Below are 23,158 nucleotides of genomic sequence, written 5' to 3'. Positions count from 1 at the left end.
CAGCCGCCCAGTGGTGGCCTTTGCCGGCATCGACACCGGCCCAGACCTGGACCTTCCGCTCGCTCACTCGCCCCTCCTCGTTCCGCACGACATGCCGTCGGCTCGAGGGACACCCCGCTGTCATCTCCGTAATCAGCGACCACACAAGGCGCGCACATCCCAATCAGCAGCCAGGGCACCCCGGAGAGAGACGGACGGCCACTCCTGGGAAGCCACGGTTGGCAAGAACCCGTCAGCCACATCCGGCCCTCCCGGGCCACCTAACAACTTACGGAGAACCGGTGAGAGACAGGGACGTCGCATCGGCCATCACCCCGCTGGTGAAGTCGGCCCGGGGCGCGGTTCCGGTCTTTCGACCGGCCCGTTTCCCCGGAGCCGCTTCCCGAACCGGGCATGCGACTTGTCACCGCACCCGGCTCTCCACAAGCCCCGAGGGCTTCGTGGGGGTTGTTCTCATCCTTCGGTCGGCCAGGGAGTGGGGATTGCTGCGCCCCGGTAGCGGTAGCGCGTGGTGCCTACCGTGATCGGGTCGAACAGCTCCCTGTTCTCACTGGTCCACCAAGATCTACGGCCGCAGTACTGCCGATAGATCTTCCTCCGACCCGTCTTGGGGTGCTTGCGCTGCACCCATCCCCATACCGTGTGCCACATGTAGTGGCGCAGGTAGGAGAAGGTCGCGTAGGAAACCCCGGGCCGGAAGTAGGCGCACCAGCCCCGTACTGCCGGGTTGAGCCGGAGTAGCAGGGCGTCGAGCGGCTGGTTCGTGCCGACCTCCCGGCACAGCGTCTTGACCTTGGCCATGACGGCCCGCAGGGCCTTCTTGGCCGGGTAGGTGTAGACGTAGGACCGGTCGGTGCCTGGTTTCCGGTGGCGCTGGATGTGCCAGCCGAGGAAGTCCAGGCCCTGCTCGATGTGGGTGATCAGAGTCTTCTCCGGCGAGAGGCGCAGGCCCATCGTGGAGAGAACTTCCGCGATCTCTTCGCGTAGCGTTTCGGCGTCTGCCTTGGTGCCGTGCACCATCAGGCACCAGTCGTCCGGGTACCGGACCAGCCGGTAGTTGGGCAGACCTCGGCGTCGACGCCTGCGGCGCTCGTTGAGATCAGTTCCGGCGCCTCCCGACGCCTGGGCGATGTGCTCGTCCAGGACCGAGAGCGCGACGTTGCTGAGCAACGGCGAAAGGATCGAACCCTGCGGGGTGCCGGTATCGTTGTCCCGCAGCAGGCCGTCCTCGCTGAGGATGCCCGCCTTGAGGAACGCCTTCACCAGGGCCAGGACGTGTCTGTCCCCGACGCGTGCCCGCACCCGCTCCATGAGAGCGGTGTGCGAGATCTCGTCGAAGCAGGCCTTGATGTCGCCTTCCACGATCCACTCGTACTTCTTGGACGTGAGCAGACGCACCTCCGCCACCGCGTCATGGGCCCGGCGGTTCGGGCGGAACCCGTAGGAGCACGGGAGGAAATCCGCCTCGAAAATCGGCTCCAGCACCAGCTTCAAGGATGCCTGCACCACCCGGTCGGTGATCGTCGCGATCCCCAGACGGCGCAGCTTGCCGCCCGCCTTGGGGATCATCCGCTCCCGCACCGGCATGGGCCGGAAACTGCGGTCCTTGATCTGCGACCGCAGCACGTCGAGGAACTCCTCGATGCCGACCCACAGCGCGATGGACGACGCCGTGCGTCCGTCCACCCCGGCCGTGCGTGCACCCTTGTTACCCCGCACCCGATCCCAGGCCACCAGCAGGAAGCCGGGATCGGCAACGAGATTGAACAGGTCGTCGAACCGGCGATGAGGATCATCACGAGCCCAACGGTGCAGCTTGGTCTGGATCTTCAGTACCCGGCGCTCCGCCTCATACAAGGCGCGCTCCAGCTCGTCGGTATTCACCGCCGACCCTCCCGACATTCCAGTACTTCGGCCACTGACTTGCTGGCCCCCTTTGCCCTGCGACCGGCTTTCCCGGTCTCCACGACGGGTCGTTACTCCCGCGACTACTACGGGGCCTCCGCCCCACCCACGGCCATCAGTCGGCAACGTACCTGCCCACCGCCGAACTGGCTGTCCGGCGGCTCGGGCGACCGCGGATGGTTCCCACGTTCACCACACAATCGATCGGTCAGGGAGACGCCCAGCTCTACTCCGGCAGCATCGCCACGCCTACGCCGCAGGCTTTCAACGTGGCCTCCCCACCGGAACAGGAAACCGGCTTCGGAGTTGACCCACCCGTCCGAGAGCGAGCACGTCACGCGCTGCATACCGGCCCGTATCCACCAGATTTGAGCCGGCTCAATGCTTACGGAGCTTCAACCACTGGTTCGCTCTCGCTACACCTTCTGACCTCGCTAGACGGGCCCGCACCGTCCGGTAGTCCCGGCACGTCCCGCCGTTGTCGGGGCCGCTTGCCACCCTCACCGGCGTTCCCCGGATCAGGCTGCCCCCAGCTTCACCAGACCGCTGCGACGTCCCGGCGGAGAAGGCCTTCCACCTCCACTCGATTGCATAGCGCCTCGTGGCGCACTCCCGTCTCATTAGATCTTGCAGAAACAGGGCCGCTGACCTGCGGGCTGACAGGTTGAGTCGAGACTCAGGGCAGGTGGAACGGGGCGTCTTGGGAGAGCCGTGGACGGAGTCGAGTGCTCGTCTCACCGATCATGGCGAGGGAGGGGAGCCCTGAGCTGGACTCCGTCAGGATGGTGAGATTCCTGGCCCCATGATTCGCAGTGAAGGTGGCAGTTTCGGACCAAGTCGATGACCAACTTCGTGGCTGGGAGCTGGCAGCACCAAGTCCGTCGAGACCGGTCAGGATGGCGACGACTCGGGTTCGTCCCAGATCCAGCCGGTTTCGGGGAACTGTTCGAGCAGGGCGGAGAGCGACATCGCCTGGTGGATGGCGGATGACCAGTCCTGAGCGGAGACGTCGAGCAGGACCAGCGGTGGGGGTGTCTGCCGGAAGTCGTAGGTGAGCATTTCGCGGCTTCCGTCTCCGCCGATGACGACGCTCCCGGGGAAGCGCTTCTGGAACTCGCCAGCCTCATTGACTTCGATGAGCTCCGCGATGGCATTGATCATGAGGAAGTCATCCGCAGGAAGAACGAACTGGCTCATGCTCCCTTCCGTGGCCAGGAAGTGTCGGTAGTCCGCAGGGAATCGGACTCCGAAGTGGCGCTCGGCCTGCACGATCTTGTCGTCGTTCGAACTCATGGGCCCGTTCTATCAAGGCCGGGGCGGCCCTGGCCGCACGAGAGTCTCAGCAGGGAGGAGTTGCTGCGGGGCGATGCCGAGACGGCGTGCTGCCTCGGCCGGCAACTTGGGGTGGTCTCGCCAATAGGGCGCGGAGAACAGGCCGGTGAGAGCGACGGCTTCCGGGTAGGCGGCCAGCTCGATCCGGGCCTCGGAGGGACGGTGGGGATCACCGAACGGGTCCTCGCCCAGCACGTCGAGTCGCCGGTCCCAGCGTTGCCGCAGGGACTCGCCGCTGGTCTCGCTCTTGAACCACCTGGTCAGGACCTCACGGGCGTCGATGTAGGCCAGCGCGGTGGAGGGATGGACGCCTCGCCGGACGATCCGCTGGTGCCGGAGGTTGGCCCGCAGGACCTCGGGTAGCTGTGTCAGGTCGTGCTGTTCATCGCCGAGGAGCCAGCGGTGATGCCGGTGGCAGACGGCTTCGTGGTGCGGCGTGCTGCGGACGACGAGGCCGTGGATGTGTCGGCGGGCCATGCAGAGGCGGCAGGCCGGGCGGCGCCGCGGTTCGACGACCTCCTCGGTGGCGGACCGAAGGTGCCGGAGCGGGTCGCCGATCGAGCCGAGTGGCGGCATCGCGCGGATCAGGGTGGACGTGCTTCGGCCGGTCAGCGCGGCGAGCCGGGAGAGCCCGTCTGGGGTCCAGTAGCCGACTCGGTTGTCAACGCGGCGGTGTTGGCGCGACGGGCCGATCAGGGAGGAGAGGTAGCCGATGGTGAGGTGGTTGGCCTCGGCGAGGCGGTTCAGATAGGAGCCGATGGTCTCGCGATGAACGGGCGGCGGCGCGAGCGGCAGGGACCGCAGCCCGGTGGTCACGCGATGCGCTTCTCGCTGCGGGTCCGTCGCCGGCGGGCGCGGGGGATGTTCTGCTGTTCCGCGCCCTTGTCCAGGTCGACTCGCTCCAGCGAGGCTTTGCTGATCTTCTCGCTGCCGTCGAGGATGGCGTCCAGGGCGGCCTCGCGGACGAGGTGAGACAGGCTGCCGATCATGCCGCCGGTGCGGTCGTGCAGGTAGGCGCTCAGCTTCAGCAAGGTGCCCGGTCGGTGGGCGTGCAGGCGCAAGGATTCCTCCAGCGTCGCCACGAGTGATCGCCAGGAGTTGCGCTGTTCCTCGGTCTTGTGGCGGAAAGGGCTGGTGGGGATGAGGGTGTAGCGGCTGGCGATCTGGCCGCCTCGGCGTCCGGCGAACAGCCCGGTGCCCTCGACGTCGGCGCCGGCCAGGACGAAGGTCGCCGGGATGCGTTCGGACAGGTACTTGATCTGGTCGGATGCCTCGGCACCGACCCGCGTACCGATGTCGAGATTGTGGAGTTCGTCGATGAGTACGAGTCGGCAGCCGAGGGTGCAAAGCAGGTCGCAGACCTTGTTGGTGACCTCGACCTGGCTGAAGCGGGAAGGCAGCGGCAGTCCGATAAACCGGGCGAACTCGATGGCCAGCATCTTCGGGGTGGCAGCGGGCGGGACGGTGATGTAGACGACTGGCAACGAGTCCGGCAGGACCTCGCCACGCTGTTGCCCGAGCTGTTCGAAGTTCTTGCCCAGCTGGGTGATAGCGGTGGTCTTCCCGGTCCCGGCGGGTCCCGAGACGATCAGTCCGCGGCGGGCGGAGTGCTGGTGCCGGTTGAGCAGGATGCGTTTGCGGCCGGTCGCGGCGACGTGGCGGATCGTCGGGGTGGAGACGATGACGAGTTGTGCGTGGTAGTCCTCCCGAGCCTGGTCGTAGGCGGTCCGTTCTGCTTCGGTGAGCCGTTGCAGGGCCGCCGGCGGCGGGACGGCCGGCGGAGTGGTGCTCTCCGCGACGAAGGCGGCCCAGCCTTCCTTGCTCGTCAGCGGATGGTCGACGTCCCCGGGCTCGAAGAAGTGCGTCATCAGCGGCTTCCGTCGGTGAAGGCGTCGAACACACCGAACGGGATGACCTGGGCGATGTCTTCTTCGCCTTCCGGCTCCTCGTCCGTCTCCAGCTCGGGTTCGTGCCGGGCCTGCGGCAGGGCCGGCACGGCTGTCGCCGCTTTGGTGCGGGCGGCGATGCGGCGGTCCGGGCCGTTTCCGGCGCGGGTCAGAAGGTCGTCGATGACGGCGGCGATGGCGTTCTCGTCGGTGTCGTCGGCTCCCTTGGCGGCCAGCACGGCTCTGGCGTGGCGCCAGGTGAAGTCGGCAAACGGCGCGGAGACCGTGCCGAGCCGGGTCCAGGGAACGGTGATCCAGCCGCCGGCCCTGGTGTCGCGTACCCAGACGTGGGAGAGGTCGTAGGGGTCGTGGTGGACCTCCCAGAGGTTGCCCTTGGTGTCCACTCCGGACGGCTGGCGCCGGTAAGGGCCCAGCTCCCGGCAGTCGTAGGTGCGGTAGTCGAGCGTGATGCCGTAGTCGTTGATCTTCCGCCACTCCGCCGGCAGCAGCTCGATGTAGTCGTCACCGCTGAGACAGACCGGCAGGTAGCCGGTGCGGGAGACGAGCATGGCGTAGACCTCGTTCGGCGAGAGTGCCTTGCCCGGCAGGAACGGACTGCGCAGAGAGTCATGCGGGCGGGTCTGCCACCGGGCGACGACCCATTCGTGGAAGAGATCGGCGAGTTCCGCGATCGTCCAGACGGCCTGGACGTCACGGCCGCGCCGGGTGGTGTCGGAGCCGACGTAGCCGGCGACGTGCTGGCAGAACAGGGTGTTAATGGACTCGAACGTCCGCTCCACGACGCCCTTGTCCGTCGGCGTGGCCGGCCGTGCGGGCTGGACGGAGATCCCCAGCGAACGGCAGGCCGCGACGAACGTGTCCGAGATGAAGACCTTGCCCCGGTCCACGGTGATCGTGTCTGGGACGATCACCGGTCGTGCCGCGGCGTGCTCCAGTCGGGCATCGACACTCATCAACCGGGCGTGCGGAACCAGTGAGGCTGACATCCGCAGGGCGTCCGACCAGCCGGGCCGCATCGGTTCCGGCACCAGCATGCGTGCCAGCAGCAGCGCGGCGTCCACGGCCTTCGTCCCGGCCGGACGCAGGATCGCCGCGCAGATGGTGCGGGAGGCGACATCCACCGCGATCGTCAACTCGACCCGGCCCGTCACACCGTCGTCCAAGACGGCCAGCACGTCCAGCGGGGTGGTGTCGATCTGCACCACCTCGCCGGGCCGGGCGGCCAGCGTCGGGGTGAACGGAGCCTCCGGACGCCCGGCCAAAGAACGCCGGGTCGTGGCCGCCCCGAAGCTGTGGCGTCCTTCGGACATCGACTTGAGCAGCCGGAAGTACGTTGCCCGCGACGGAAGCGGGACCGTTCCCTCTCCGTGCCGCTCGGCGACCAGCTTTTCGGCCTGCCGAATCACGCGGGTGCGGGTCCCCGTCGACAAATCCTCTTGCGCGGCCAGGGCCTCCAGCACCGCCTCGACCAGACGCTCGTCCACCCGGCCGGTGCCCGGTGCCATGGACAGCCTGGTGGCCCGCCGGTCCACCAGACCCCACAACCCCTCGTCCCGCCACTTCGACCTCAACCGGAACAGCGTCCGTTCCGAGACCTCGGTGCCCGACGCGGTCAGCTCGGCCGCTTTGGCCACCAGCCGTTCATTCACGGTCCGCCACTGCGGGTCGTACTCGGGTCGGGGAACCGTCCCCTTCGGCGCATCCGGCGGGAGCCCGGTCTCCGCCTCGATCAGGTGCTTCTCGAAGAACCGGGCCTTGCGCAGAGCCACTTCGGGAACCGTGTCCAACAGGCCGAAGGGCGGCAGTCCCGGCGTGGGAGCCGTGGAGTCCAGCAGCTCGAACCCGTCCGACGCCATCAGGTGGGCGAACACCACCATGCTCGCGGTGTTGCGCTCGTCGACTAGGCGGACGGTCGTGCCCGACAGGCCCACCACCGTGTGGACCTGATCCTCGAACCGGACCCGGTCACCCACCCGCAGCACACCCCGCGGCCGCTCGTGCTCCGGCATCAGCCCTCCACCTGGCAGACCAAGGAGTGATCACCCAAGGGACGCGACAGATCCGTCCCCAGGCGCCCGCACCACAGCAGGTGGAAGACGACCGGCAGCACCCGGATCGGGTCTCCGACCTGAGCGGCCTGGCCCACCAGAGGGCCGGGAACCGCGAAGGCAGCCTCCACCGCCTCCGTCAACCCGTCCCCGCCGAACCGCGGATGGCGGAACCCGGCGAGCCACCGCAGGTTCGCCACCCGCACCCGATCGATCTCTCCCACGAGCCGGTAGTCCCAACCCACCGCCTCGCACGCAGCCTGCGTACCAGCGAACTTGGCCAGGTCCCGCGGCTTGCGCCGACCCTCCGGCCTGCAGTCCACCACGACAGCCGACCCATCGGCCCGACGCACGAAGTAGTCCGGCGCATGCGACAGCCGTCCTCCCTCCGCCGACGTCCAGAACAGCCAGAACGGCTGCGACGAGAACCCGGCGACACACGGATCGAAGTCCATCGAGATCGCGTGATCACGCTCCAACCAGGACTCGAACCCCACGTGCCGCAGCATCGTGGCCGCCCAGTACAAGCCCGGAAAGTGCAGCTGCCCTTGGTACGACGAGAACTCCCGCACCGGCATGACCTCCTCGAAGGCCACCTCGACCACGTTCCTCAGCGGCCGGCGTACCTCGACTCCCTCCCGGAGCCAGGCCACGTCGAAACCGGCCGCCCTGTCCCCGCCGCTCAGCGGCTCCCCCTCATCGTCCACACCAGGACGATGTCCACTGGATCGCGACAAGCCACGTGCAACGAGACAAGAGCCACCCCAAAGCGGGACGTGGTTCACTCAAACCTGTCTCGGCCTTCGCCCTGCAGGGTCGGCACATAGATCAATGCGACCAGCGACAGTTCGATGCGACGGGACACCCGCGCCCGTCGGCCGAGACAACAAGCTTGAGACGCGACCAGATAGTGTGCACGCAGAAAGTACCTTCCTGCTGGAACGACGGAGACCTTAGACAAGCCTCATCGTCCCAGCGCAGAAGGCACTTTCGCGTTCCCGCTCAAGATCCGGACACCGTGGCAAGTGAAACGCGCAGGCTAGCCCCAATACCGGTGACTTAGGGCTTTGCTGTTCGCTTGACACGTTTTGGTTTGGTGGCGCCAACGATCGCGACGGCCGGAACACGCGGGCGGTCTGCGACGCGGTGGGCGGCGCGTTTGAGGGGCCAGCTGGCAACTTTGCGTTTGATGACGCGGGGGTTGGCCCGGCGGCGTCGCCGTGGCAGGAGGCGTTCGAGGAGTTCAGCGTGGGTGGCTTTGATGGCGCGGGTGAGTCGGCCGGGGGGAAAATGCCGCCTGGTCGGTGACCTGGCGGCGCACGACGCGCAGTGAGCGGGTGAAGGAGATCCGGTCGGGGTCCTGGTCGGCTTGTCGTGCGGCCTGGTGCATCAGGTGCCGAATGGCGTCGTGGACGAGCAGGAATCCGTAAAGTTCCTGCTCGGCCCCGTCAGGGTGCTGCGAACGTAGTACCAGGTGGGGCCCGCTGAGGTGGGTCTTGATTTCGTCGAGGGTGGACTCGAACTCCCATCGCTGGGCGTAGAGGGTGGCCAGTTCCGAGGCCGGCGCCTTTCCCGGGTCGAGGATGGTGGTGATGAGCCGGTAGACGCCCTCGTGGCCGGCGATGGTGTACTCCACCGCGCGTACCGGCACCCCGCGACGGGTGTGGTGGATGTCGCTCCGATCGAAGAGCTCAGTGAGATACGAGCCGTCCGACAGTTGCTCGACTACCGGCATCACGAGGTCTTTGCGGACCCGCCACAGCAGGTCCGCCCCGGTGGCCGCGGCTGTGCGCCACAGGTCCACGCCGTAAAAGCCACGGTCGGCCAGCAGCAGCATCCCCGGCCGCAGAGACACCATGACCGCCCGGGCCAGAGTCTGCTCTCCGGTGCGCAGGGCTCCGATCGCGGCATCGAAGACGGCGTGGGTGCCGCACTCCACCAGGCCGACCATGCGCAACTGCGGGTAGCCGACGTTTTGTTCACCTCGCCCGGAGCGGGGTGGACGGCCGAACGCCTCCGCGTTCGCCTTCGTGTCGGGCAGGTCGAATGTGGTGCCGTCGATCGCGGTCAGCCGCCAGTCGCGGTAGAAGGCACCCGGAGTGTCCGGTGTGGCAACCGGACGGCACACCCGTTCGAACAAGTGCCGCAGCGGCGCCACCCCCAGCCGGGACCTGGCTTTCCAGATAGCTGCCGTACTCGGCACCGCCCACGATGTACGCCAGCGCCGCGCACCCTGCAAACCCGCGGTCAGCAGTCGGGCGACCTCCTCATAGCTCTGCCCGGAGAACAGGCACATCGCCAACACGAAGTAGACCACCAGCCGGGCCGGCAGCAGCCGGTTCCGCTGCTGCACCCGGCCCGTCTCCGCCAGCACGTCGTCCACCAGCGACTGAGGAAACGCCTGGGTCAGCACCCCGACCGCGACCCGATCCGACAGCCGCTCACCAGATGACTTCAGTTGACCCGCTCTTGGCACATCAACAACAACGACCAAATCGCCCCTAAGTTACCGGTATTGAGGCTAGCCCCGCTTGAGCAGGACGAAACCGTCCTGCTCCGCGACCGTGCGGTACCCGCCCCGGGTGCGGGCCTGGTCCAGCATGATCTTCTCCTTCATGAAGTCCAGCGGCCACCGCCGGTCCTGCGGCACTCTGGTGTCCACCATGATCCACTGGGGGTTGGGCCGGCTCTGCCACCAGCCGTAGAGGCTGGTGCTCGTCCGGCTGGTGAGCTGGGGCACCAGTTGGCTGGAGGCCTGGACCGTGGCGCCGTCGGGAATGCGGCCCATCAGTCGGTGGGCGAGCGCCACCCGGGAGTCCGCACGCCACGTGGCCGGTTGCACCAACTGCCACAGAGGGAAAGAGGGCAACAACAACAACAGGCTCACTGCGGCGCACCCCACGAGGTACCGGCGGACGCTGTCGGGGTTCGCGCGGCGGTCGACGAGCGCGTCGGCGAAGGCCACGAAGACGATCGGCATCAGCACCAACGAGTAGTGGTAGCCGGTACCCCAGTGGAACGCATTACCGGACGCGAAGCGCCACAGCAGCGTCGGCAGGGCGATCAACACCAGCGGAGAACGCAGGGCCAGGAAGAGGGTCGGAGCCAGCACCAGCACCAAGGTCGAGACCTTGGCCTGCGGGGTGACCAGCCCCACCGTCATCTTGTGCAGCTGGTCGAGCGGTCCGCCGTGACCGCCTCCGGGGCTGTCCAGCCAGAACCAGTAGGCGAAGGAACCGTTCGGGTTGAAGGCCGGAAGGATCACGAACAGCACCAGCAGGGCACCGAGCAGACCGGACAGGCCGGTGATGATGCCGAGCCTGCGGTTCCCGCGCAGCGCGATCAGGACGCCGATTGCGGCCACGGTGAGCCCGAGGTCCTCCTTCACGAGCAGGAGGGGCAGGGCCCAGTACGCCGCTGCGCTCAGTCGGCCCCTGGCGAGGGCCACCAGCGAGAACACGAGCAGCGGGACGGCGAAGGCGACTTCGTGGAAGTCGAAGCCGACCGCACTGGCGACGCCCCAGGAAACGCCGTAACAGATCCCGACGACCGCCGCGGCGAGCGTCCCGAGTTTCCGGTACACCCAGAGCGCCAGGGGGACGACGCTTGCGGCGATCAGCCCTGCCTGCACCACCAGCAATGTGGCCGGTGCCGGCCACAAACGGTAGAACGGCGCCACCAGGATGAGCACGGGGGAGAAATGGTCCCCGAGGACGGGGAAATCGGGCCCCTTCAGCTCGGAAGTCGGCAGGTGCCCGTGCGCGTAGGACCGGACGACCTGTTCGAAGATGCCCAAGTCGTAACTGTTGGACAGCATGCGCTCGTGGAGGCGGAGAGAGACCGCCGCGTATGCGAAGAACAGAGCTCCCGTCATCGCCCAGATCCACACGGGACCGAAACGGCTTTCCCTGGGCGGCCCCGTCGCCGCCCCTTTCTTAAAGAATCTCTGCTGCGGTGGAAGAGTGATGCCAGTGTCGGGTGGTGCGTGCATGACCATGCCTTCGGGAAGTTTACGCCGGCCCTTCAAGATGCCAGCAAGCACCAGCTCCTGACTCCGGGCTACCAGCCGTGTGGGCAGATTCCTCCGAATGGCCGCGGCCGACCCGACCTCCCCCGCCGGAAACGAATGCGCCACTCCCGAGACCTTCACCCCGGACGGAATCGCGAACATGACCGGCTCTCCACCTCCTTCGGCCCCGGAACCCCGACCGCCCGCGCGAACGGACGGAAATCAGCACCGCATTCGACCGACCGGGAGCGCGATGCAACACCCGGAGAACCACAGACGGCCCGCGACAACGGCTACAACCTGCCCGACCGCGGCCTCATCCCCATCGAGGTCATCCAGGCATGGAAAAGCGCCCACCCCTCATAACCAGCTGCGCAGCGAAGAACGTGACCGAAACACCGCGAGATCATCAGCCTCACGCTGGATCCGCCCCATGGGGCCCTGTACACCTGGAGAGGAACACATCCTGGTCGCCAGCGTGCATACGCTGGCGGAGCCGGCGAGCAAAGACGCTGTTGGCCAGGCGCGTACCCAACAGCTCGCCGGCGAGTCGTTCCCTCGCGGCAAACGGATCGGCCTGTCGACGACGGCGTAATTCCCCACCCGAAACGCCATGAAATGGGCCATGGGGACGAGGGAGTGTCTAATCAACGGCCCTGTCTCACATTCGGTGGTGNCTTCACTCACGCGACGGCGCTGTGGTGAGGCGAACTGCTCCAGCACGCCGAGTTCACGACGGCGGCCGCTACACGAGCCGGTCGGCTCCAGGAACGACTGCTCCAAGGGAAGTACCTGCGATTCGGCGCCCGGCGTGTCTACCGATCACCACCATCACCATCCGTCACCACCGAATGTGAGACAGGGCCGTTAAATTGACACACCCGCGCGCGAGCAGCGGCCCCGATTTCTGGACTCGGATCCCGGGGGCTCAAGCCTGAGTGCCGCATCGACTCCATGACGCTGTTCGACCTGGTGAAGCGCTCATTCGGCGTGGTGGCCGGGGCTGGTGCGCTGGTCGCTCTGGTCGTGGCTTACCGGTGACAGCGGGTGCACGAGGACGGTGCTTTGCGTGAGTCCACCCCAGGTGATACCACGCGCTTGGGCCTTCCTGCTGTTTCGTGCATGGCGTTGGCCGGGCCGAGATCGAGGAGGAGTTGGGGACATATTCGATGCCGAACCCCGCCTTGATCTCGGCGACTGGTGTGTTCAGGTCAAGACGCGGACGCTCCGGGGTGATCGCCTCCGCGTGGGCGCAGCACCAGTTCGACATCGCATGCGTCGAGCAGGGCTAGCAGCGTGCGCACCGTTGGCGAGCGCTTGCCGGCCTCGTAGTCACTGATGTTGGGTTGTGGGACGGCCGTGGCCGCGGACAGCGCCGATTGGCTCAACCCGGCGCGGGTGCGGGCCTGTTTGAGCAGTGTTGCGACCCGGTCCGAGGAGGACGAGGTCACGTCGCCGCGCTGGTCATGGCGCTGGCGAGATCGTCGGCGACGCGCTCGAGGTCGCCGGTGTCAAACAGCACGAAGGTGTTGTACCGCAAGCGAAGGAAGAGCCCGTCTTCAGCCTCGGCGATGGTCAGTTCGAGCGGGAAGCGGTCGCCACGGACGGTCAACTGCGTGCCGGCGCGGTGCAGGACGACGTGACCGGGCTGGCGGGCGTGCACCGTGAAGCCAAGGTTCGTGGCCCGGGCGACTGCCTGGTCGATCAGGACCGGGCCCGGTATCGCGCGTTCGACTGTCTTCCATCCGTGCATGGTGACTCTCCTGAAACGGAACTATAGCGATAACACTATATCGGGCGCTTGTGGGGCGGCAAGGGATGGGCATCGGACCGTGCCTTGCGGACTTTCCCGACCCCGCACGGGCTCTGTGACCGTCTCCAGGGCCCACGTAGAGACGATCGCGGTCGACGGCCAGGAGCACTCCGTGAAGCTGGGCGTGTTCCTGTCGAACACGAAGTCGAGGCGCGCGAAGCTCACCGCCGACAAACTCCAGACATCGGCGGAACTCGGGCTGAGTGGGCGGCGGCGTAGGCCCGGTGGGTGCTTGTCATCCAACGCCTACCATCATCTGATCAGGGTGCGTTCGGTCCAGATGGGCGCACCTTGGCCACCGCCAGTAACGACGGTACAGCCCGGCTATGGGACGCTTCTTCCGGCCGTGTACGCTCGAAGACGGCTCCGAACGACCACTCCTCAGTACCCGCGGCCGCAGGCGCCGGCGCGCCCGGCACCGGGAGCTGGAACGGGACTCCCGGAACCGGGGCCTGGAACGGTGGCGGAGCCACAGTCGGAGCCGGCGGCTGGAACGGGACCGCCGGTGGCAGTGCCTGGCCCTCCTGCGCCACGTCCACGCCGTGGTCCGTCACCAGGCCGACGAGCCCGTTCACATAACCCTGCCCCACCGCGCGGAACTTCCAGCCCCCCGCCCGCCGGTAAGCTCCTCGAGCACCATCCGTCTCGCCGCCCGCGTCGTCCAGGTCGTACCGCGCGACCGACGTGCCGTCAGGCGCGAACGCCGCCACCGACAAGCCGTACGCGTCCCGCATCGCGCCGCTCTCCGTCGACCGGACCACGAGGACACGGACGATCTGCTCCTCGACGGCCGTGAGGGACGCCTCCAGCCACACGGTGCCGGTTTCCTCCGCGAGCAGCCGTAGGCGCCCGACGGACGGACCGGAGCCCCGTGGAACACGATGTCCCCGTCCCCCCGGACCCGGCCCGTCTCCATCAGCAGCAGCGCCGCGACATCGACCCGCTCCGTACCGTGGTCCGTAGTGGCACCGTCGGAACGAAGGCGTTGCCTCCCTTGATCATTTCCCCTCCCCGAAATCGATCACCTATGGATCTTCCGATCACGTGAGCCCGCGGAAGAAGGCTCTCGGACCGCGTTGTTAGGGTGACTCGAGCGACGAGAGGCGGGGGCCATGACGATCGACGCCCACTTGAAGGTGTCCGAGGACGATCTCACTCGGCTGGCGGACGACCTGGACGAGATGCAGCGTCATCTCAACGGTCAGGTACGGCGGATGGACGACATCGTCGACCGTATCGAGGCCGGCTGGAAGGGAGATACGAGGTAGGCGTACCGCGCCCTGCACCGGGGTGCGGCCGAGGATGCCGTGCGCATCCGGGAGATCATCGTCGTCCTCGAGGAAGCCGTGCGGATGAGCCGCGACGGCTTCACCGAGCAGGAGCTCGAAAACCTGCGGCGTCTCCAGCGCATGGAGAGTTCGGTCGACGTGGCACTCGAAGCCGAGCGGCTCCAGGCTCCGACTTCGGCTCCACGCAGCAGCATTCTCGACATCTGAGCGGGGGCTCCCATGTCCGATGACCACATAGGCGTCGACTTCGGCACACTCCGAGATCTGTCCTCGGAGCTCGAGGACATTCTCAAACAACTCGACATCAAGCTCGAAAGCCTGTATGCGCGGACCGAGAAGGTGGTGCTGAGCTGGGACGGTGAGGCCCGCGCGGCGTTCATCGACGAACTCGACCGCTGGGACCGCCAGATGCAGGACCTCCAGGCAGCTCAGCAATGGCTGCACGAGGTGGTGACGACCGGATGCTGAACGGAAAATCGACCTTCGGGAGGGCAGGCGGCAGCATCCAGTCCGCTTGCGGACCGGATGTCGGGGTGGGGCCCGTCAGGTGGTCGCGGGTTCGAGATTGACCTGGTGGCCGAGGGCCTGGAGCTGGCGGACGAGGTCGCGGGTCCTGCGGGCGGGGTTGAGGTGACGCTGATGCCAGTCGGCGCCGAGTTCCTCGTAGGAGGCGCCGGGTTCGTTGATCAGATGCCAGGCGATGACGAGTATCGAGCGGGCGACGGCGACCAGGGCTTTGGCGTGGCCGCGGCGTTTGACGATGCGCCGGTAGCGGGCGCCGAGGAAGGTATCGGTGCGGGCGGCGGCGTTGGCGGCCTCCCCCAGCGCCCCCTTGAGCCAAGGGTTACCCTGCCCGACCGGGCCCGCGCTGTTCTTCGCCCCGGACTGGATCGTCCTGGGACACAGTTTCGCCCACGAGACGAGATGTTCGGGGCTGGGGAAGCGCCTCATGTCCGTGCCGATCTCGGCGAGGATGATCTGCGCGGTGGCCGGCCCGATGCCGGGGACGGCGTCCAACCGCTCGGCCAGGGCCTGGGCAGTCACCGCGTCGGAGGCCGGTCCGGTTCCGGTTCCCGCCGGGCCGTCGTGTGGGGTGGTGACCTCTTCCAGGGTCTGGACGATGAGGCGGTCGAGTTCGTTGATCTGGGCGGTGAGATGGTCGACGATACTCAGCAGCACGCCTAGCAGTCGTGCGTGGTGGTCCTCGAACTGCCCGGTGAGGGCTTCGGCCAGGGCCGCCTTCTTCCTGACGAGGCTGCCCTGGGCGAGTTCCGCCAGAGCGCGGGGGTGGCGTTCGCCGGCGACCAGGGCGTCGAGCATGGCCCGGCCCGACACGCCGAACAGGTCCGAGACGACCCCGGACAGTTTGATCTGGGCGTCCTGCAGGGCCTTGTCCATGCGGTGCTTGTGTCGGGTGCGTTCCTGGATGAGGTGACCCCGGTGGTGTGGACACTCTGACAATGGATCTTTCGATCCGAGGAAGGGTGTCCTGGTGGGACGTAAGTCTCCGTATCCGGCGGAGTTCAGGAACGATGCGGTCGCGCTCTATCGCGCGGCGGGCGGGAAGCGCACGTATGCGGCGGTCGCGGCAGATGTCGGAGTGACCGGCGAGACGCTGCGGAGCTGGGTGCGCCAGGCCGACGAGCACGCGGGCCGCGCTCATAGCGATGGTGAGCAGAGCGCGGAGAGCCGGGATGAGGAACTGGCCCGGCTGCGCGCGGAGAACGGCCGGCTGTGCAAGGCGGAGAAGGAGTGGGAGCTCGAGCGCGAGATCCTGCGCCGGGCAGCGGCGTATTTCGCCAAGGAGATGAAGTGAAGACCCGCCGCTGGGACTTCGTCTCCGCCCACGCCGAGACCTTCGGCGTCCAGCGGATATGCCGGGTCCTTCGGGTCTCGCGCTCGGGCTACTACCGGTGGATCGCCGGCGCGAAGACCCGCCAGGAGCGGCAGGCCGCTGACGACGCCCTGCTCGCGGAGATCCGTGAGATCCACACCGAGCACAAGAGCACCTACGGAGTCCGGCGCGTCCATGCCGAGCTGCGCGGCTTCGGGCACACGGTCAACCGCTGTCGGCGTACTCGCCTATGTGCAGAGCTGCGTACGGATGAACGTGCAGAGCAAGGAGCCCTGTGAAGCGCGAGCGTCATGGTTCGAGATGATGGCGCGGTGTCTCTTCGCTATTTCAATCAGACCGGCTGGACCGCGATCTTCAACGGCACCGACACCGAGATCGGCCGCATGGTGCGTGTGGAGGGCTGGGACCAGGCGACCGGGACGGCTCTGGTCGTCGATCCCAAGCGCGGTGCCCTGCGTGCGGTGACGGACTACGAGGACTTCTCCCACCTGGAGCGGGCCGAGCAGGTCGTGGCCGCGGTGCCTGGTGGAGGGTGGCGGGTGCACTGGACGGACGAGGGGCCAGGGGGAACGCCGCTGACGGAACAGGTCCTGGCCTGGCTCATCACGTCGCAGGGGCGGGCGACGGCCATCACGGTCGATGCCCAGGGGCATGTCGAGGACGCTGATGGTGCCGACGCCTTCATCCCGCCGGGCGAGGACCCGGTGGCCTGATCGCAGCCGGTCAGGCCACGTCGTTCTCTCGCTCGATGGCCTGGAGGCGGTTCTTGAGCCGGTAGCTGGGGCCGTTGATGGAGATGACCTCGCAGTGGTGGAGGAGCCGGTCGAGGATGGCGGTGGCGAGGACCTCGTCGCCGAAGACCTGGCCCCATTCATCTGGGGCTGGCACTTGTTCCCTCACAAGAGTTGATGCTGCCACCTGGCCGTATCCCGTTCCTGCGATCCTCGTTGGTTCTCGCGGTGGCACCCAGTTTCTCAAGGTGCTGCCTTAATCGTTCAGGTGCGAGGAAGGTGTGCCGGTGGCCGAGGCGAGACTCCAGGTCATCGCGGGCGGAGCCGTTCCGCAGGAACCACTGGTCACGGATCCGTGGCAGTTCCAGAACGCATGCGTCGTCGCGTTCGTCGCCTCGTGGCGGGCCCGCGGTTTCAGCCCGGTCACCATCGACAACGACACCGGTCTGCTGGAGCGGACGCTGGCCGCACTGGGCCGGCCCGCGTGGGAGGTGACCCCTGAGGACATCGACCGCGTGGTCGGTGACCTCGCCGTGAAGGGCCGCAAGACCTCGACGCGTCGCGAGTATGTCCAGGTCTTCAAGGGGTTTCACCGGTTTCTCCAGGCCCGGAAGGCGGCCGAGATCGAGGCCGCGTTCGGCGTCCGGCTGGTCTGCCCGGTCGACGAGTTCAACGCCTCACGGCATGTCGGCGACGACTCCCCGGCCCTGGTGCCGCCGCCGACGCCGGAGCGGGTGGCGGAGTTCTTCGACTTCATGAAGCAGCGGATCGCCACCGCGAGGAAGTACGGACCCGCCGCCCGGGACTATGCGATGTTCCGGACCCTGTATCACGCCGGGCTCCGTTCGGAGGAGGCATCGCTGCTGGACAAGCCGGACCTGCACTTCACCCGCGGCCCGTTCGGCAAGCTCCATGTCCGCTTCGGCAAGGGAGCCCACACCTCCGGGCCGCGTCCGCGGTGGGTGCCCATGCTCGACGGCCTGGACCTGGTGCTGCGGTGGTTCCTCGACGACGTGCGGCCCAAGTTCCCCGACTCGCCAGTGCTGTTCGCCGACGAATCCGGCGGCCCCCTGCATCGCGGGACCATCCGCAACCGACTCCGCTATCTCATGGAACTCGAAGGCCGCCCGCCAGCTGAGCGGTTCAGTCCCCATGCCCTGCGGAGGGCCTGCGCGACCCACAACTACGAACGCGGCGTCGACTTGGTCGCGATCCAGCAGATGCTCGGACACTGGACGGTCAGCTCGACCATGCGCTATGTCCGGCCCTCCGCGACGTTCATCGAGGACGCCTATCAGCGGGCAGTCGCCAGTACTCTCGCGGAGCTGTCCGGGAAGGACACCACGGCATGAAGATCCGATGGCGGCTGCGGATGGCCGCCGCCCAGCGCGAGGTCTGGACCGGGACCGAGCTGCGGCGGCTGCTGGCCGAGAAGGCCGGCCTGGAGTTGTCCTCCGCGTCGGTGTCCGCACTGTTCACCAAGGAGCCGTCGCAGGTGAAGATGACCACCCTGGCCGCGTTGTGCACCGCGCTGGAGTGCACCCCCAATGATCTGATCGAGGTCGACACCACCCCTGTCGAGCGGCCCATCACACCGCCTCGGCCCGTCGCCGACCTCCCCAAGGCCGCCTCCGCCCGGGGCCGATCGATGCCGCCCCTGTGACCGGCAGAGAACGCGATGGGCAAGAAGCAGCGGGACTGCGTCATTTGTGGCGCCCCGGTCGGCTATCTCGATCGCCAGCACTGCTGCCGGTGCTGGCGCCGGATGGAGGAACAGGCAGCGAAAACCGTATGCCCGTCCTGCGGCAAGGACCGCGTGCTCCAGGAGGACACCAGCCGCTGCATCACCTGCTCGCGTGTCTGTGAACAGTGCGGCCAGCCGGTCCGTGCGGCCCAGAACCGGCTTTGCGGGGTCTGCCGGCGCAAGGCCGAGCGGGTCGCCGACCAGCAGCCTTGCCCCCGCTGCGGCAAGCCGGGATATCTCCGCGAGGCGACCGGCTGGTGCGGCCATTGCTCCCGCCCGCGGCAGGACAAGCAGCCGCCGCGGACCTGCCGCGAGTGCGGTCAGCTGCGACGGCATGCCGGCCTGGGCCTGTGCTCAGCCTGCTGGCAGAAGCACCCCGGCCGCCCCTTCATCCGCGGCGAACACCTCCGCGACCAGCTTGCCAATCCGCCCGCATGGCTGGACGACTTCGTCGGTCATGTCGCGGCCCGCTTCTGCGTCGCCCGGGCCTGCGGCCTGGTCACTGACCTCGGCCGCCTCCTGCAGGACGAGCACCCCAACTCGCCCCAGGCCCTGCTGGAGCGGTCCCGCCGACCAGGACGGTCCATGGGCCCTTTCGCCCGTACTCTCGAAGACTTCTTCACCCATCGCGGCCTGGCCCTGCCCACTGACCAGGCCGAACGGCTCGCCGCCGGGCGGCGCAAGCGTCGCATCGACGCCGTCCCCGACCCCCTCAGGCCAGCCGTCGCCGCCTTCGACGCCTCCCGCATGCGGGCCCAGGACCGGGCCCGCCGAGCCAGCACCCGGCCCCGCAGCGATCACACCCTGGAAACCGCCCTGGCCATCCTGCGAGACTTGGCCCTCTTCCTCACCGAGCACCGCGACAAGGACGACTGGGCCCTGGCCGACGTTCACGACATCGAAGCCTTCCTCGCCACCTTGCCCAAGGCCCGCAAACGCCGGCTGGTCGTGCTGCGGCAGTTCTTCCGCTTCGCCCGCTCGCAGCACCTCATCCTGGTCGACCCGACACAGACTCTGACCACGAAGGAGCCGAACGGCTTCCGCGGAATGACTCTCACCCTCGACCAGCAGCGCGAGCTCTTCCGCCGCTGGACCACCGATGAACGCGTCCACCCGCACGAGGCACTGATGGGCATGCTTGCCCTGCTGCATGGTGCCTCCAGTTCCGAGGTGCGGACGTTGCAGATCACGGACGTCGACTCGGTGTCCCAGACCGTCAAGCTCGGCAAGCGACCCCACCCTGTTCCATTGGACCCCGCCTCCTGGACGGTGCTGCAGCGGTGCCTGTCCCACCGCGACGCGTGGCCGACTGCCAACCCGCACGTGATGGTCACCAAAGGAACAAAAGCCGGGCGAAGCCCGGCCTCAACTACCTTTCTGTCCCACGTCCTTGACGACTGCGGATACCCGCCCCGGATGATCCGCAGCACCCGCCTCCTCGACTTGGTGAACACCATGGACCCCAAGCTCGTCGCCGCCGCCTTCGGCATGGACCCGCAAGCCACCCTGATCTATCTCGCCGACCGCGTCGATCCCGGACGACTGCCGACCCTGCCGAAAACCGCTGGCGCAACACCACACAGAACGTGAGGATCAACAACCAGTGTCCAGCACTCAGCGGAGGGGAACCGGCATGGTCGGTCGGGTGGAAGTGCAGCAGCTGGACGAGGAAAGCCTCGAAGGACTCCTTGCGGTGGCCGTCGAGGATGCAGCACCCGAAGAGGTCATGCCTCCCGTGGCCGGTCCACCAGGATGGACGACGGAACGACAGGAAACCTTCCGGAACTGGCACTGGGCTCGACGCCCCGGACTTGCCGGCCCGCTCCGCGAGTCCACATTCGCGATCACCCACAACGGGAAAATCGTGGGGTCAGCCCGTTTGGCACTCCGCGACAGCCATGACGTCCTCGAAACCGGCATGTGGCTCGGCCGTTCACATCGCGGACGCGGAATCGGCACCGCCACTCTCCGAATCCTCCTCGAAGAAGCCGCGAGAGCCGGTGCACGGGCCGTAGTCGCGGACACCAAGACTCACAACACGGCGGCACTTCGCGCCTTGCGCCGCAATGGTGCAACGCTCATCGCAAGCCAGGACACCGTCAAAATCCACGCTGAGCTGATTCCGAAGGAGATGCTGCCGCCTTCACCCTCCACCGCGAACCCGTGAGGTTTCGGCAGCACCTGGCACGGGTTCGCCGGAACATGTGCGCTTTGCTGGAGGTCTTGTTCGAGGTCAGGATGATCGACCCCTTCTCGTAGCGCTTCGAGATCACCTGGAAGACCAGGTTCGCCTCCGCTCGTTCGAGGGGCTGGTAGCCGACCTCGTCGACCACGAGAACGCCGGGCCGCAGGTAGGTGCCGAGCTTGTTCGTCAGCCGGCCTGCAGCCTCGGCGGCCTTGAGGTTGCGGACCATGTCGTCGAGGCTGGTGAAATAGATCGAGTAGCCGGCCCGGCAGGCCCCGACGGCCAGGGCGACGGCGATGTGCGTCTTCCCGACCCCGGGCGGCCCGAGCAGAGCGGCGTTCGCCTTGCCCTCGACGAACGAGAGGGTGGCCAGGTCCTTGACCTTGCGCGGGTCGAGGTCGGGCTGGAAAGAGAATTCGTACTCATCGAGCGTCTTGTGGTGCGGCAGCCGGGAGAGCCGCAGGCCCTGGCGGAAGCGGCGGTCGTCGCGAACGGCCAGTTCCTCGGACAACACCAGGTCGAGGAAGTCGAGGTAGCCCATCTTCCCCTCGTCGGCCCGGCGGGTGTACTCGTTGATCGTTTCGGCCAGGTGGGGCAGGCCGAGCTTGCCGGCCGTGTTGCGGATGCGGGTGGAGACCAGCTCGCTCAAGACGTTTCCCTCGTGCTCGGACGGGTGGTGAAGGGGCGGGTGCCGGTCAGCTCGTCATAGACCGACAGCGGACGGCGGCCGACCTCGACGCGAGTGGCCGCGGCCCGGTTCAGCAGGGCCTGCAGAGGCCCGGCCTCCTCGCCCCGTGGACGCTCCTGGCGGGGCCGGGGCAGGACATCGCCGGTGGTGGTGCGGCGTCCCTTGCCGGTGGGCAGGCCGTCCCAGTGAGCCTCTTCGACGACGCGGGCCCCGCGGCCGACCGCCCGCGGGTGGGTGGCCAGCAGCGTTTCGCCGCTGGAGTCGGCGACGGTGGAGTGCAGCATGATCTGCGACTTCGTGGCCCTGATCTCCACCAGCTGCCGGGGGCGGACCTTGCGGGCCGGCACCGAGTAGAGGTTGCCGCCGAAGGCGACCAGGCAGTCCTTGCCGACCGGCCGCAGGTGCCGTTCGGCCACCAGATAGGGAGTCTCCGGCAGCGGCTTGAGAGCCACGTGATCACGGGCCGCCCGCTCTCCGATGATCTGCTGGTGAGTCCTGTGGGCCTGGGCCCGTCGCTGCGGCACCCAGGTGGTGAAGGCGGCGTCCATCTCCTCGACGGAGGAGAAGGACCGGCCGGCCAGGACGTGGTCGCGGACGATGAGAACCTGGCGTTCGACGCGTCCCTTGCCGGTGGGCCGGTAGGCGGCCAGGACGTCGATGTCGAAGTCGTAGTGGCCGGCGAAGCCGACCGCTTCCGGGTGCAGCGGGACCGCCTCACCTGGGGCGACGTGCCGACGGACGACGGTCTTGGTCCGGTCGTAGACGATCGTCATCGGGACGCCGCCGAAGTGCGCGAACGCGCGGCGGTGGCAGTCGAAGAACGTCTGCAGGTCTTGGCTGGTGGTGAAGCAGCAGAACGGGTCGCGTGAGTACGACAGCGTCATGTGGAAGGAGTAGACCTTCGGAATGCCCATGTGGGCGAGGATCTTGCCCTCGTCGCCCCAGTCCACCTGGGCCTGGGCGCCGGGGATCACCTCGAAACGGCGGTGCATGCCCGCCAGCTCATTCGGCGTTATGCCGAGTTCCTCGGCGATCCGGGGCCGGGCTTCCTGAACGTAGAGCTTGACCCTCTGATAGTTGCCGGTGAACCCGTACTCCGCGGTCAGCCGCCCGTGGATCACAGCGGCCTTCATCAGGATCTCCGCCCGGAGCATCGAGTCGACCAGCGGCGCGAACTCGTCGATCACCCTGGCCCGTGACCGGCCGTTCGGCGACCGGCGCGGAGGTGCGGCGGGTCCGTCGGCTGCGAGGTACTTGCTGACCGTCCGCCAGTTCAGGCCCATCTCCTTGGCGACCTCGGTCAGGCTCATGGCTCCGGACTCGACCAGGCCACGAAAGCGCCGTAGCTCCAGCCAGCGCTGCGGATCCAGGACCACGGCCACCCCATCTCTGCGACCTCGACCAACAGGCAACAGAGTGCCGAACCCTGAACCTCAGCACATCAGGAACCCTGCACGTTCATCCGTACGCGGCCCTGCACGTTCACGGCTCTGGCAAGATTTTCGTAGCTGGAGATCATCTCGGTGACACGGTCGTCCGGTCCGCATAGCGGCGGCGGAGGTGGGCGATCAGAACGACTCGGTGGCGGAGGAGAGGGACGCCGGCGCGACCGGCCATCAGGCGTTTTTGCAGCTTNGGCTCTGGCAAGATTT

General features: G+C 67.6%; 22 protein-coding genes and 3 pseudogenes. 10 read left to right on the top strand and 15 right to left on the bottom strand.

Annotation, left to right across the window (positions count from 1 at the left end; all coding sequences use genetic code 11):
• Positions 1 to 453 precede the first annotated feature (453 nt).
• From ltrA to QCN29_RS21020, 8 genes are all read right to left on the bottom strand, one after another.
• Positions 454 to 1,884, bottom strand: a complete 1,431-nt coding sequence (ltrA, locus tag QCN29_RS21055; RefSeq protein WP_279929998.1) for a group II intron reverse transcriptase/maturase — start codon at positions 1,882 to 1,884, stop codon at positions 454 to 456.
• A 912-nt stretch (positions 1,885 to 2,796) separates the two neighbouring features.
• Positions 2,797 to 3,198 (bottom strand): SMI1/KNR4 family protein, encoded by a 402-nt coding sequence (locus QCN29_RS21050; RefSeq protein ID WP_279929996.1) that lies wholly within the window; start codon positions 3,196 to 3,198, stop codon positions 2,797 to 2,799.
• Positions 3,199 to 3,210: 12 nt separating this feature from the next.
• Positions 3,211 to 4,053 (bottom strand): TniQ family protein, encoded by an 843-nt coding sequence (locus QCN29_RS21045; protein WP_279929995.1) that lies wholly within the window; start codon positions 4,051 to 4,053, stop codon positions 3,211 to 3,213.
• Complete coding sequence (locus QCN29_RS21040) at positions 4,050 to 5,105, bottom strand: ATP-binding protein (protein WP_279929994.1); 1,056 nt, start codon at positions 5,103 to 5,105, stop codon at positions 4,050 to 4,052. The genes QCN29_RS21045 and QCN29_RS21040 overlap by 4 nt, the downstream gene beginning before the upstream one ends.
• Positions 5,105 to 7,153, bottom strand: coding sequence for a Mu transposase C-terminal domain-containing protein (locus QCN29_RS21035; RefSeq protein WP_279929992.1), 2,049 nt, complete (start codon positions 7,151 to 7,153; stop codon positions 5,105 to 5,107). The genes QCN29_RS21040 and QCN29_RS21035 overlap by 1 nt, the downstream gene beginning before the upstream one ends.
• Positions 7,153 to 7,899 carry a TnsA-like heteromeric transposase endonuclease subunit gene (locus tag QCN29_RS21030; protein WP_279929991.1) on the bottom strand — a complete coding sequence of 249 codons (747 nt, stop codon included), beginning with the start codon at positions 7,897 to 7,899 and terminating at the stop codon, positions 7,153 to 7,155. Before QCN29_RS21030 ends, QCN29_RS21035 begins: the two co-directional genes overlap by 1 nt.
• Positions 7,900 to 8,435: 536 nt before the next feature.
• Complete coding sequence (locus tag QCN29_RS21025; RefSeq protein ID WP_279929990.1) at positions 8,436 to 9,668, bottom strand: IS4 family transposase; 1,233 nt, start codon at positions 9,666 to 9,668, stop codon at positions 8,436 to 8,438.
• A gap of 45 nt (positions 9,669 to 9,713) precedes the next feature.
• Complete coding sequence (locus QCN29_RS21020) at positions 9,714 to 11,363, bottom strand: DUF2079 domain-containing protein (RefSeq protein WP_279929989.1); 1,650 nt, start codon at positions 11,361 to 11,363, stop codon at positions 9,714 to 9,716.
• Between the two features lie 750 nt (positions 11,364 to 12,113).
• Between QCN29_RS21020 and QCN29_RS21015 the strand changes: the two are divergent.
• Positions 12,114 to 12,239: pseudogene (locus QCN29_RS21015) on the top strand (pentapeptide repeat-containing protein); the annotation flags it as partial.
• A 173-nt stretch (positions 12,240 to 12,412) separates the two neighbouring features.
• On the opposite strand, the gene QCN29_RS21010 reads toward QCN29_RS21015, so the two are convergent.
• The 3 genes from QCN29_RS21010 to QCN29_RS20995 all read right to left on the bottom strand — a co-directional run bounded on the left by QCN29_RS21010 (position 12,413) and on the right by QCN29_RS20995 (position 13,829).
• Positions 12,413 to 12,652: a helix-turn-helix domain-containing protein gene (locus QCN29_RS21010; RefSeq protein ID WP_279929987.1), complete on the bottom strand. Its 240-nt coding sequence runs from the start codon at positions 12,650 to 12,652 to the stop codon at positions 12,413 to 12,415.
• Positions 12,649 to 12,954 carry a hypothetical protein gene (locus QCN29_RS21005; RefSeq protein WP_279929985.1) on the bottom strand — a complete coding sequence of 102 codons (306 nt, stop codon included), beginning with the start codon at positions 12,952 to 12,954 and terminating at the stop codon, positions 12,649 to 12,651. Before QCN29_RS21005 ends, QCN29_RS21010 begins: the two co-directional genes overlap by 4 nt.
• A 320-nt stretch (positions 12,955 to 13,274) precedes the next feature.
• Complete coding sequence (locus QCN29_RS20995; protein WP_279929984.1) at positions 13,275 to 13,829, bottom strand: TerD family protein; 555 nt, start codon at positions 13,827 to 13,829, stop codon at positions 13,275 to 13,277.
• 297 nt (positions 13,830 to 14,126) lie between these two features.
• Here QCN29_RS20995 and QCN29_RS36890 point away from each other — a divergent pair, with 297 nt between their 5' ends.
• The 3 genes from QCN29_RS36890 to QCN29_RS20985 are packed head-to-tail and all read left to right on the top strand — an operon-like array spanning position 14,127 to position 14,771.
• Complete coding sequence (locus QCN29_RS36890; RefSeq protein WP_318036728.1) at positions 14,127 to 14,282, top strand: WXG100 family type VII secretion target; 156 nt, start codon at positions 14,127 to 14,129, stop codon at positions 14,280 to 14,282.
• Positions 14,283 to 14,321: 39 nt separating this feature from the next.
• Positions 14,322 to 14,510, top strand: a complete 189-nt coding sequence (locus QCN29_RS36885) for a hypothetical protein (RefSeq protein WP_318036727.1) — start codon at positions 14,322 to 14,324, stop codon at positions 14,508 to 14,510.
• A 12-nt stretch (positions 14,511 to 14,522) separates the two neighbouring features.
• Positions 14,523 to 14,771: a WXG100 family type VII secretion target gene (locus QCN29_RS20985; RefSeq protein WP_279929983.1), complete on the top strand. Its 249-nt coding sequence runs from the start codon at positions 14,523 to 14,525 to the stop codon at positions 14,769 to 14,771.
• 75 nt (positions 14,772 to 14,846) lie between these two features.
• Here the strand turns inward: QCN29_RS20985 and QCN29_RS20980 are convergent, their stop codons facing one another.
• On the bottom strand, positions 14,847 to 15,764 hold the full coding sequence (locus QCN29_RS20980) for an IS110 family RNA-guided transposase (RefSeq protein ID WP_279929982.1): 918 nt from the start codon (positions 15,762 to 15,764) through the stop codon (positions 14,847 to 14,849).
• Positions 15,765 to 15,795: 31 nt separating this feature from the next.
• Between QCN29_RS20980 and QCN29_RS20975 the strand changes: the two are divergent.
• Together QCN29_RS20975 and QCN29_RS20970 are read left to right on the top strand one after the other, a co-directional pair.
• Positions 15,796 to 16,388 (top strand): annotated as a pseudogene (locus QCN29_RS20975) (transposase); the annotation flags it as partial.
• A gap of 81 nt (positions 16,389 to 16,469) precedes the next feature.
• Entirely contained in the window at positions 16,470 to 16,871 is a 402-nt protein-coding gene (locus QCN29_RS20970; RefSeq protein WP_279929981.1) for a hypothetical protein, read from the top strand.
• 10 nt (positions 16,872 to 16,881) lie between these two features.
• On the opposite strand, the pseudogene QCN29_RS20965 reads toward QCN29_RS20970, so the two are convergent.
• Positions 16,882 to 17,031, bottom strand: a pseudogene (locus QCN29_RS20965) (ATP-binding protein); the annotation flags it as partial.
• A gap of 145 nt (positions 17,032 to 17,176) precedes the next feature.
• Here QCN29_RS20965 and QCN29_RS20960 point away from each other — a divergent pair.
• The 4 genes from QCN29_RS20960 to QCN29_RS20945 all read left to right on the top strand — a co-directional run bounded on the left by QCN29_RS20960 (position 17,177) and on the right by QCN29_RS20945 (position 20,800).
• On the top strand, positions 17,177 to 18,241 hold the full coding sequence (locus QCN29_RS20960; protein WP_279929980.1) for a tyrosine-type recombinase/integrase: 1,065 nt from the start codon (positions 17,177 to 17,179) through the stop codon (positions 18,239 to 18,241).
• Positions 18,238 to 18,552, top strand: coding sequence for a helix-turn-helix domain-containing protein (locus QCN29_RS20955; RefSeq protein WP_279929979.1), 315 nt, complete (start codon positions 18,238 to 18,240; stop codon positions 18,550 to 18,552). The genes QCN29_RS20960 and QCN29_RS20955 overlap by 4 nt, the downstream gene beginning before the upstream one ends.
• 102 nt (positions 18,553 to 18,654) lie before the next feature.
• A complete protein-coding gene (locus QCN29_RS20950) occupies positions 18,655 to 20,223 on the top strand; it encodes a site-specific integrase (protein ID WP_279929978.1) in 1,569 nt (522 codons plus the stop codon).
• A 55-nt stretch (positions 20,224 to 20,278) separates the two neighbouring features.
• A complete protein-coding gene (locus QCN29_RS20945) occupies positions 20,279 to 20,800 on the top strand; it encodes a GNAT family N-acetyltransferase (RefSeq protein WP_279929977.1) in 522 nt (173 codons plus the stop codon).
• On the opposite strand, the gene istB is transcribed toward QCN29_RS20945, so the two are convergent.
• Positions 20,733 to 21,467 carry an IS21-like element helper ATPase IstB gene (gene istB / locus QCN29_RS20940; RefSeq protein WP_318036726.1) on the bottom strand — a complete coding sequence of 245 codons (735 nt, stop codon included), beginning with the start codon at positions 21,465 to 21,467 and terminating at the stop codon, positions 20,733 to 20,735. The two genes, QCN29_RS20945 and istB, sit on opposite strands and share 68 nt — an antisense overlap.
• On the bottom strand, positions 21,464 to 22,888 hold the full coding sequence (istA, locus tag QCN29_RS20935; protein ID WP_450169743.1) for an IS21 family transposase: 1,425 nt from the start codon (positions 22,886 to 22,888) through the stop codon (positions 21,464 to 21,466). The genes istB and istA overlap by 4 nt, the downstream gene beginning before the upstream one ends.
• Between the last annotated feature and the right edge of the window lie 270 nt (positions 22,889 to 23,158).

The organism is Streptomyces chengmaiensis (assembly GCF_029846775.1).
GTDB classification, from domain to species: Bacteria; Actinomycetota; Actinomycetes; order Streptomycetales; family Streptomycetaceae; genus Streptomyces; species Streptomyces chengmaiensis.
The sequence above is the reverse complement of the archived record's forward strand: the minus strand, read 5'-3'. Positions and strand labels throughout refer to the sequence as shown.